Below are 8,944 nucleotides of genomic sequence, written 5' to 3'. Positions count from 1 at the left end.
GCCTTGATTACAGCATAGATATGCTTGATCAAGCCAGAAAAAGACTTGGCAGTCATGCACATATCAAATGTATTCAGCGGAAAAGATACTGGCAGCGCCTCCCGTAATCATCAGGGGTAACTTTCATCTTCTCACCCCCTTTCCGTGGGGAGTGAGCAGGATGATCCTGTCCGTTGTCAGGGGCCTATGCTGGCCCTGGTCTGCTGACCGCCTCCTTTTCCATCTGATTTTTTGCCGGAAATGACAATCCGCGAAAATCGACAAAAATCGCCCGGCAGGTCGTAAACCTACCGGGCGACGATTTGAAGCGTTTTGTTGTTTTGAAGATTCCATAAAGATTTGAAAAATGGACGGACATAAAAGACGTCCATTATACTATCGGAAAATCAGCAAGGAAGTTTCATAGTAACCTTTGCGCCGCTGGTTTCTTTTGAATTTTCTAAAATAAGCTGACCATTATGTTGTTCCATAATCGAATTTGTAATATATAGACCCATACCAAAGTGTAACTTTGAATTGCGGCTTTGATCGCCCATATAGAACCGTTCCTGTGCGTGGCATAATGCCTCTTTAGAAAACCCCGTTCCCTCGTCTGTGACTGAAATTTCCACGAAACCGTTGTTACTCTGAACATCCACATAAAGCGTTCCGCCTTGCGGGGAGTAGTCCAGCCCATTACTGATAACATTCATAATAGCACGTTCTATCAGCAACCTATCAAATTTCAGCATTTGAGGGAGTGAAACAGTATTCATTTGCAGCCGGATTTCTTTTGTCCGGCATAGTGATTCCATATAACCGAACAAGTGCTGCATGAACGCTGGCAAGTCTATACTTTCAATATGGAGCTGATAACCAACCGCCGCCCGTGATATATCAATCAGGGTTTGAATATATGACTGCATCTGGCCGGAGCTTTCCACGACGTAACCAGCGTATAATCGTTGCTCATCATCAAGATTTGTTTCTGTGAGTAAATCAGCATTTCCTTGAATAACCGTCAGAGGCGTTTTCAAATCATGGGCAAGCGCGGCGATTTGCTCTTTCTGTGTCTGTTCGGTTTTCCATTGCCGTTCTAACGAAATTTTCAGATTATCTTTCATATCTGAAAAAGATGCAAGGACATCTTCAAACTCTTTGATTTTGGCGTGTCCTACTTCAAAATCAAGGTTTTGCTTTGAAACCTCCGCAGTTGCTTCAAAAAGCGGGGTCAGTTGTGTACGCAGGTTCTTAGCAAATCTGGCGGTCAGTATGATAATGACCAGCAGCGAATTTACAGCCATCAGGATAAACGCAAGCGTGTCAGGAGATGGAAAATATTCCGGTAGCCATGACACTGTAAATTGAGAACCAATATAATAGCTTAAAACGCAAAATTCGTTTTCCCGGACAACAAGTGCAAACTGCCTCCCCGTAGCATATTCAATATATTCTCCCTTTGCGTACAGCAGGGCAATTTCTTTTTCATCATCGTCCATATTGCTGTAAAGCTCATTAAAGTTCTTGTCCAGAATTAAGTAGCCGCATCCCTGTGGAATCACAACCTTTGTAATATCCGGGGCAATCGTCAGCGTTGGAATGATCTCTTTTACCTGCAATTCACTTAGATTTGCTCTTGTAGCTAATCCAGCATTTACAGCAAGTCCCTCCAAACCAGAAGGGACAATAATTGCCGCTACCAGCATGACAATGAGGGAGATAGCAAACTGGCGAAACAATATTTTCAATGTAGGTTTCTTTTTCACTCCCATTTATATCCTATCCCCCATACGGTGCTGATCGGACTTATTTTGAAATGCTCCAATTTCGCACGAATATTTTTTATATGCGTTGAGATCGTAGAGTTATCGCCTATTCCATCAAACCCGAAAACGGCTTCATAGATTTGTTCTTTTGTAAAAACCTGTCCCCGGTTTTTCGCAAGGTATTCACAGATTGAATACTCGCTTTTGGTAAGGGGAACCGGCTGTTCTGAAACATACAGTACCTTTGCGGAAAGGTCAAATCTTATATCAGGCTCAAATGAAAGTATGCTGTGATGCTCCCTTTTTTCTCTGCGTAAATGTGCCGCGACACGGGCGCGAAGCTCCTGAATACGAAAAGGTTTCGTAATATAATCATCCGCACCGATGCCCAATCCAAACAATATATCTTCCTCTAATGTCTTTGCGGTCAGAAAGAGAATCGGGCAGTCTACCATATTCCTGATCTGTTTGCAAAACTCAAACCCGTCTGTGCCAGGCATCATCACATCCAAAAGAATGAGGTCATAGAAATGCAGCTTTTTGATGTCTACATCATCCGCATTTTGACAGACTGTTATCAAATATCCATCTTTCCCCAAACTGTTCTTAATCAATTCCAAGATAGAAACTTCATCGTCAACTACAAGTAAGTGGGTCAAAAAATCACCTCCCGCCCCATTATACCACATTGTCGAGGTTACTCATCATTATTTTTAATGTCAGCTTTCCGATATTCATTGTTGATATTTACAGCTACGGCATTGCTTATATCCACATCCACAATACTGTAAACGTAGCCGAAACTGAAATCTTCCCCCGCCACATTTTTGAAGCGTTTTGATACCTGCCCGATTTCTTCTTGCAGTTCTGACATTTCAAGACATTCATCCGTTATGGTATATGTCAGGCCGTTATATGAAATTTCATCATAGTTTGCGGCGTTCAGCTCATAATACGGCAGAGATTCATTTAACGCCTTATTTTTATCGGCGGTATCGCGGAGCGCACCGCAGGCCGATAAGCATATAAGACTTACAAGCACAATTACCACGGCAAACAGGCACTTTTTATTCACTGTTTTTACCTCCCTCCCAACCATGAAACCAAACCAAACTGGCAATCAGCAGACAAACAGTGCAGCATACAGAAATAATCATACCGCTGAAAAAATCGGTTTTTACCTGTGCATACAGTTGGGGGCTATCCCATGCAAGCACAGTGTAATCCATAGCACGAACGCCCCAGGCCCAGGGAATATATTTCCATGTAGCGTCACCAAGCCCTGTTATCATAAGGGCAGCTATTAAACTCCCTGCAATTCCCAATCCCATAGATGCACCTTTTCCGAAGCTCATTCCCACAAACAAATGAATCAGGTAAATGGGAAGCATGGTAATCAACAATAGAATCCCTGCTTTCAGGTAAAGGCTTGCCGGAGCATCCCTATATAGTGCAGCGAATGTTCCTAACGCTAAAAATGTTGCGCCAAAAGCACAGATCATCAGAAAACCAAGTTTACCAATATACGTTGCCATGCGAGATGGGATTGTTCCCAACAAAAGCTGATAATGCCCGGCCTGATTTTCGATCTGAACAACCAGGCCCACAATAATGCCGATCAGAAACGGGAACGCAACGGCCAGCACTTCCAGATAGGCACTGATTTTGGTTGCCAGTTCCCATCTGGATATATGATAGTAACCCGCAAAAATCGCCGCACATATAATCGGAATCATGCTGTGCATATAGAGCAAAATGCTATGTTTACACTTCTGATATTCTGCTTTCCAGCAGCGAACCACAGATACCATAGTTACCCCACCTCCTTTTTCTCAAACCATCTTGCAGTTAAAAATGACAGCGCCGCAAACCAGGCCAGCGAAATGACCAATACAAGTATAATCATCCAAAATGCCATTGCCGTACTCTGATCTGCAACCGGCTCACCATTAGGCAAAATACCTAACACGGAAATCATAAGATGCGGCACCCAGCTATACGGGCAGATCATCCACAAAGAGGTTGTAGCCGTGAAAATCCCTAAAACGCTTCCAAGTCCGGCATTAAGAATAACCGTGACAAAGATACCAACTTTTTTTGATAACCATAAGCACAGCGGAACTTCCCATAGGCTTGCAATGACAATACAAGCTGTTCCGGCCGCAGCCTGCCAAATTCCGATTGTCAGGGGAATTTCGTTGATAACTAATATTGCAAAACCGCCCAACAGATTTAGCGCCAGGAAAATGAAATTCCCCACACAGGAGTAAATACCGGCCACTCCAATTTTTGCTTTCCAGACTTTGTTCTGCGAAACAGGCAATGAAGCAACGGCACGATATTTTAGTTTGCCATTATCCCGCTGTTCAATCAAGGCACAGGTGAGCGTAAGGAATCCAGGATAAAGCAGGATATACCACCAATTATAAGAATTGAGCTGGAACCAAAGAGGGGCAAAAAAGTTCATAAGCGCAGTTACAAACGGGGCCAGAACGATCAGCGTTTTTGTGAAAGTTCTCTTATGCTTTAGGTTCTCTGCCTGAATATATGCCATCTCCATTTAATATCCCTCCTTACCATTTCTGCGAATAACATCCATAAAGAGTTGTTCCAAATCTTCACCGGCGCGAAGCTCTCCCTCATATCCAAGGACGCCGCCAGCAATGATACCCACATGATCTGCAATCTGCTGGACTTCTGACAGAATATGGCTGGACAAAATAACTGTAATCCCTTTGCAGGGAAAAGAGCGAATTAACTCTCGAAGTTCCTCAATCCCTAAAGGGTCAAGGCCGTTAGTCGGTTCATCCAGAATCAAAAGCTGGGGACTGTTCAGCAATGCAATAGCAATACCAAGCCGCTGCTTCATACCAAGAGAAAACTGCCCGGCCCGTTTCTTGCCGGTATTCGTGAGCTGGACAATTTGCAATACCTCGTTAATTCGTGCATCGTCCAGGCCGAGCAATGTAGTTCTGACTTTGAGATTTTCGTATGCAGTCAGATTTTCGTAAAGCGGGGGCATCTCAATCAAAGCACCGATATGCTCCAGATCATTCCGCTTCCACGGGTGGCCGTCAAACTCGATGCTTCCCGATGTGGGGCGTAAAATGCCGGTGAGCATTTTTAAGATCGTGGATTTGCCAGCCCCATTCGGCCCCAGCAGACCATAAACCGAGTTGCGCCGGATGTTCAGTGACACATTGTTTACCGCCATTTGCCCCTTGAAATTTTTGCAGAGGTCAGTCGTTTTCAAAATCATATCCATATAATCAAGTCCTTTCTTTGATTTTACGGATAGCATACCGGGCAATTTTGAAGATTTCATAAAGATTCCCGAAAACAGAATATGAACAATACACCGTAACCGTGGAGCATATCGCAACAAAGCACCAACCTACGCATTTAGGGCCTTAAAAAGCCCTATATTTCAAGGTTTTTCCCGCATAGTCGGCGGGGTATGTGAGTGTTTTATCCTATCCCCGCCATAGTGCCGCTCTAAATGCGTAGAATTTACCAGCAGAAAATCGCCGGTTTCTCTGGCTCCATACTCCCAGATATGGTATCATGGAAAAAATCAATCTGACGGGGGTATCAGGATGGACGGACAAGAAAAGCTGCTGGACTATGAAACAATCAAAGCCGCCGTTGCCGAGCTTCCCGCTGGAACAAGAATAACGATCAAGAGGGCTGCACCCTCTTACGCCGCTTTGCGGCTATCACCTGCACACCCCCGAAACAGATACACCCGCTGCGCGTCTGTACCTGTTTCGGGGGCTAATAATGACTGTAACCTACGCCTTTCGGGGCTGATAACCGCCAGTTTCAAGGCTTCTCCCGCACGTTTGCAGAGGTGGGCGAATACTTTATCCTATCCCCGTCAATACTGGGTTCTAAATGCGTAGGAACAGGCAAAAAGAAAAGACGCCGGACGCAAGCGTCCACATATCCCCGTCCATACCCGGCATGGCTGCGGTGATCTTGCCTATCGTCCTGCGTCGGTCTGCGTTATGGTACATACAGATCAAATTTTCTTCTTCCACGGTAAAGTGCATCATTCCTCATACCTCCAATTCATTTTTCTTGGTTCTGGCCGCCGCCTTTTTCGGGCTGGTGGCCTGTTTGCTGTCGGCAAGCTGCTTGCGGATAGATGGCCGGGGCTTGCGAATACTCACATCACGGCGCTCATCTTTGTTAATCATGGCATATACCCCGTAGCGGACATATGAAAACAATGTTGAATCGAATGTTTTCTAAATTCCAAACTTGCAGGAACCGTATTTGGCGGAGGTGCAGATGCTGTTGGCGCAATACAGGGCAATCAGGCATTAAAAGAGGCTTATGGGATGGGAAAAAAGTTTAAGGGGATGTATATGCAGAAGTGCGGCTTGAGGGACGGATCACTGGTCCCGGTAACTGCATTGCTTGCGCATGGATTAACGGATTCTTCTTTAAAATATCATCTTCAAAATGCAAAAAATCATGGTGTGACACAAAAAGAGATTGCGGCAGTGATCACACATGCCGCATTCTATGCAGGTTGGCCAAAAGCATGGGCTGTTTTCAATCTTGCAAAGGAAGTGTGGGAAACAGGCGAAGGAGATTTGCCATACGAAGAGGAAGGGATGCGTGCGCATGCAAAAGAGATGGTATTTCCAATCGGTGTATCAAATGATGGCTTTGCACAGTATTTTTCCGGCAGAAGTTTTCTTGCACCGATTTCTACTTCTCAGGTTGGAATTTTCAATGTGACATTCGAACCTGGATGCAGAAATAACTGGCATATCCATCATGCAAAAAGTGGAGGTGGACAGATTCTGGTATGCGTTGCCGGAAGAGGATATTATCAAGAAGAAGGCAAAGAAGCTGTAGAAATGAAGCCAGGCGACTGCATCAATATTCCGGCAGAAGTGAAACACTGGCATGGCGCCGCACCAGATGAATGGTTTAGCCATCTTGCAATAGAGGTTCCGGGCGAAAATGGTTCTAATGAATGGCTTGAACCAGTAAGTGATGAAGAATATGGGAAATTATAATAGGAAGGTGAATGAAATGTTTGATAGAAATATTGAATTGAATAATGGAGTAAAAATTCCACAGCTTGGTCTTGGAACCTGGTTTATTGATGATGATAAGGTTGCTGACGCTGTAAAAGCAGCGGTAGAGATTGGATATAGACATATTGATACTGCACAGGCATATGGTAATGAGCGTGGCGTGGGCAAAGGTTAATCAGTGCGAAGACAGATATGTAGAGGGAAATCGAGCATCATGGAAAGCTCTTGAGGATGTAACGGACGAATTGAAAGAATAGAATCAGATGGCGTGGATACAAGCTATGAACAACATTTACAATCGGGCGGAAGAGATTGTGATTCATTAGTTGGTTCTGTAATAAAAAGTAAAATAAGCAAGACTGGATGTTATTTATACATTATGTGAATTGGAACCAGCTCGGAAACGGGCTGGTTTCTTTATCGGCAAAATTGCCGCTAAAACTTATAACAAGGTTTTGCTTAAAAATGAGCAAAAAAGGAAAAGTATGCCTTGTAAAACAGATTTTTGATTTACAAGGATAGTTTGGTATTTAATTAAAGATAAATGATGCCGAAAACGGCAAAAACATAAGATGTAAGCAAAGATGAATGTTTGATAATTTGCCGATAATGTGATATACTATATAAAAGTGTAAATTTTGATTTGAATTATAACGGAGGAGAACAGATGCGATACCTTTCAGTTACTGAAATAGCAAAAAAGTGGAATGTTTCAGAGCGCAGCGTCAGAAATTATTGTGCACAGGGACGTGTACCAGGTGCATTTCTTACCGGTAAGACTTGGAATATTCCTGAAAATGCAGAAAAACCGGAGCGCTCAAACAAAAAGAAAGAGCAGCCAGTTACTTTGCTGGATATTCTGCAAGAGCAGAAAGCAAGTAAGTATTCTGGCGGCATTTACCATAAGACACAGATTGATTTAACATACAACTCCAATCATATTGAGGGCAGCCGTCTGACCCATGATCAGACCAGATACATCTTTGAAACCAACACCATAGGCGTAGAAAACGAAGTGCTGAATGTGGATGATGTGATTGAAACAGCAAATCACTTCCGTTGCATTGATATGATTATTGATAATGCAAAAGCGGCTTTAACAGAAAAGTTTATTAAAGAACTACATTTGATTCTGAAAAATGGAACCAGTGATTCCAGAAAAGATTGGTTTGTTATTGGTGATTACAAGAAATTGCCGAACGAAGTTGGCGGAATGGAAACAGCATTTCCAGAAGAAGTTGCCGATAAAATGAAAGCTCTGTTGACTGAGTACAACGGAAAAGAAGAAAAGACTTTTGAGGATATTTTGGATTTTCATGTGAAGTTTGAACAGATCTATCCATTCCAGGACGGCAACGGTCGTGTAGGACGTCTGATTATGTTTAAAGAATGTTTGAAATACAATATTGTGCCGTTTATTATCGAAGATAATCTGAAAATGTTCTATTATCGTGGACTGAAAGAATGGAACAATGAAAAAGGTTATCTGACAGATACCTGTCTGACCGCACAGGATAAATATAAAGCATATTTGGATTATTTTAGAATTGTTTATTAAAAGCGATTTCTATAAGTCCTTTTCAAAGTGTCATCTCACACTTTGGTTTGAGGAAAATCATTAGATGAGAGGTACAGCAATGACTGGTGAAAAATTTACATTAATGCAGTATTCGGTTCACGCAATTCTTGGACTGATTGATGCAGAAGATTTTGTTATTCCTGAAATTCAGCGTCCATTTGTATGGAAGCGCAGTCAGGTTAGAGATTTAATAGATTCTTTATATAATGGCTATCCTACTGGCTACATTATTACTTGGAAGAATCCAGATGTAAAAACTAAAGCTAGGTGTCATGACACTGGCAGTGTTTGCTTCTTTTGGGGTGTAGCCTGCAAAGCAGGCTATGCAAAAGCTATAAAACATAAATGGAACTGTGAGAAGTGGTTGAGAATATAATCCTGATAGCGTATAATCAGAGCAAGAAATCGTAAATTTGTTCTTTCAGATCAGATTGAAAACGGTCAGCATGTTGCTGGCCGTTTTCTTCTTCGATATAATCTGCAATGTCGGTGACATCGTAAATTGCTTCCCAGGTTAAAATAATTTTATATTCTTGCATTTCTTCGTGCATCCCTTAATTCTGTGA

Annotated in this window: 12 protein-coding genes and 2 pseudogenes; 5 read left to right on the top strand and 9 right to left on the bottom strand. The window is 42.7% G+C overall.

Going from position 1 to position 8,944, the window contains the following annotated elements:
- Positions 1-386: 386 nt before the first annotated feature.
- The 8 genes and pseudogenes from AB5618_RS20800 to AB5618_RS20765 form a co-directional block, all read right to left on the bottom strand.
- A complete protein-coding gene (locus AB5618_RS20800; protein WP_148462462.1) occupies positions 387-1,751 on the bottom strand; it encodes a sensor histidine kinase KdpD in 1,365 nt (454 codons plus the stop codon).
- Positions 1,742-2,404 (bottom strand): response regulator transcription factor, encoded by a 663-nt coding sequence (locus AB5618_RS20795; RefSeq protein ID WP_173716263.1) that lies wholly within the window; start codon positions 2,402-2,404, stop codon positions 1,742-1,744. Before AB5618_RS20795 ends, AB5618_RS20800 begins: the two co-directional genes overlap by 10 nt.
- Before the next feature lie 38 nt (positions 2,405-2,442).
- Entirely contained in the window at positions 2,443-2,820 is a 378-nt protein-coding gene (locus tag AB5618_RS20790) for a NisI/SpaI family lantibiotic immunity lipoprotein (RefSeq protein WP_025580194.1), read from the bottom strand.
- Positions 2,813-3,556: a lantibiotic immunity ABC transporter MutG family permease subunit gene (locus AB5618_RS20785; RefSeq protein WP_025580193.1), complete on the bottom strand. Its 744-nt coding sequence runs from the start codon at positions 3,554-3,556 to the stop codon at positions 2,813-2,815. Before AB5618_RS20785 ends, AB5618_RS20790 begins: the two co-directional genes overlap by 8 nt.
- 2 nt (positions 3,557-3,558) lie before the next feature.
- Positions 3,559-4,305 carry a lantibiotic immunity ABC transporter MutE/EpiE family permease subunit gene (locus AB5618_RS20780; RefSeq protein WP_008705323.1) on the bottom strand — a complete coding sequence of 249 codons (747 nt, stop codon included), beginning with the start codon at positions 4,303-4,305 and terminating at the stop codon, positions 3,559-3,561.
- The gene (locus AB5618_RS20775) at positions 4,306-5,010 is read right to left on the bottom strand and encodes a lantibiotic protection ABC transporter ATP-binding protein (RefSeq protein WP_025580190.1); all 705 of its coding nucleotides are present in this window, start codon (positions 5,008-5,010) and stop codon (positions 4,306-4,308) included. It abuts the gene before it with no gap.
- Between the two features lie 664 nt (positions 5,011-5,674).
- A pseudogene (locus AB5618_RS20770) lies at positions 5,675-5,797 on the bottom strand (transposon-transfer assisting family protein); the annotation flags it as partial.
- Between the two features lie 6 nt (positions 5,798-5,803).
- Entirely contained in the window at positions 5,804-5,944 is a 141-nt protein-coding gene (locus tag AB5618_RS20765) for a hypothetical protein (protein ID WP_021651320.1), read from the bottom strand.
- A 144-nt stretch (positions 5,945-6,088) separates the two neighbouring features.
- Between AB5618_RS20765 and AB5618_RS20760 the strand changes: the two genes are divergently transcribed.
- The 5 genes and pseudogenes from AB5618_RS20760 (at position 6,089) to AB5618_RS20740 (ending at position 8,754) form a co-directional block, all read left to right on the top strand.
- Positions 6,089-6,778 carry a carboxymuconolactone decarboxylase family protein gene (locus tag AB5618_RS20760; protein ID WP_243271428.1) on the top strand — a complete coding sequence of 230 codons (690 nt, stop codon included), beginning with the start codon at positions 6,089-6,091 and terminating at the stop codon, positions 6,776-6,778.
- 16 nt (positions 6,779-6,794) lie between these two features.
- A complete protein-coding gene (locus AB5618_RS20755; RefSeq protein WP_330382701.1) occupies positions 6,795-6,974 on the top strand; it encodes an aldo/keto reductase in 180 nt (59 codons plus the stop codon).
- Positions 6,975-7,026: 52 nt separating this feature from the next.
- Positions 7,027-7,125: pseudogene (locus AB5618_RS20750) on the top strand (TnpV protein); the annotation flags it as partial.
- A gap of 341 nt (positions 7,126-7,466) precedes the next feature.
- Positions 7,467-8,357 (top strand): Fic family protein, encoded by an 891-nt coding sequence (locus AB5618_RS20745; RefSeq protein WP_148462461.1) that lies wholly within the window; start codon positions 7,467-7,469, stop codon positions 8,355-8,357.
- Between the two features lie 64 nt (positions 8,358-8,421).
- Positions 8,422-8,754 (top strand): DUF262 domain-containing protein, encoded by a 333-nt coding sequence (locus AB5618_RS20740; RefSeq protein ID WP_233456069.1) that lies wholly within the window; start codon positions 8,422-8,424, stop codon positions 8,752-8,754.
- A 16-nt stretch (positions 8,755-8,770) separates the two neighbouring features.
- On the opposite strand, the gene AB5618_RS20735 is transcribed toward AB5618_RS20740, so the two are convergent.
- Positions 8,771-8,917 carry a hypothetical protein gene (locus tag AB5618_RS20735; protein ID WP_243271427.1) on the bottom strand — a complete coding sequence of 49 codons (147 nt, stop codon included), beginning with the start codon at positions 8,915-8,917 and terminating at the stop codon, positions 8,771-8,773.
- Positions 8,918-8,944: the final 27 nt, after the last annotated feature.

This window comes from Ruminococcus sp. J1101004sp1_RTP21198st1_B9_RTP21198_201120 (genome assembly GCF_040924245.1).
Lineage (GTDB): Bacteria > Bacillota > Clostridia > Lachnospirales > Lachnospiraceae > Blautia_A > Blautia_A faecis.
The sequence above is the reverse complement of the archived record's forward strand: the minus strand, read 5'-3'. Positions and strand labels throughout refer to the sequence as shown.

Bases quoted from the DNA above. Each gene is read 5' to 3' on its own strand.
- AB5618_RS20765 (WP_021651320.1), bottom strand. From the start codon at position 5,944: ATGATTAACAAAGATGAGCGCCGTGATGTGAGTATTCGCAAGCCCCGG.
- AB5618_RS20775 (WP_025580190.1), bottom strand. From the start codon at position 5,010: ATGGATATGATTTTGAAAACGACTGACCTCTGCAAAAATTTCAAGGGG.
- AB5618_RS20745 (WP_148462461.1), top strand. From the start codon at position 7,467: ATGCGATACCTTTCAGTTACTGAAATAGCAAAAAAGTGGAATGTTTCA.
- AB5618_RS20735 (WP_243271427.1), bottom strand. From the start codon at position 8,917: ATGCAAGAATATAAAATTATTTTAACCTGGGAAGCAATTTACGATGTC.
- AB5618_RS20755 (WP_330382701.1), top strand. From the start codon at position 6,795: ATGTTTGATAGAAATATTGAATTGAATAATGGAGTAAAAATTCCACAG.
- AB5618_RS20785 (WP_025580193.1), bottom strand. From the start codon at position 3,556: ATGGTATCTGTGGTTCGCTGCTGGAAAGCAGAATATCAGAAGTGTAAA.
- AB5618_RS20780 (WP_008705323.1), bottom strand. From the start codon at position 4,305: ATGGAGATGGCATATATTCAGGCAGAGAACCTAAAGCATAAGAGAACT.
- AB5618_RS20740 (WP_233456069.1), top strand. From the start codon at position 8,422: ATGAGAGGTACAGCAATGACTGGTGAAAAATTTACATTAATGCAGTAT.
- AB5618_RS20800 (WP_148462462.1), bottom strand. From the start codon at position 1,751: ATGGGAGTGAAAAAGAAACCTACATTGAAAATATTGTTTCGCCAGTTT.
- AB5618_RS20760 (WP_243271428.1), top strand. From the start codon at position 6,089: ATGGGAAAAAAGTTTAAGGGGATGTATATGCAGAAGTGCGGCTTGAGG.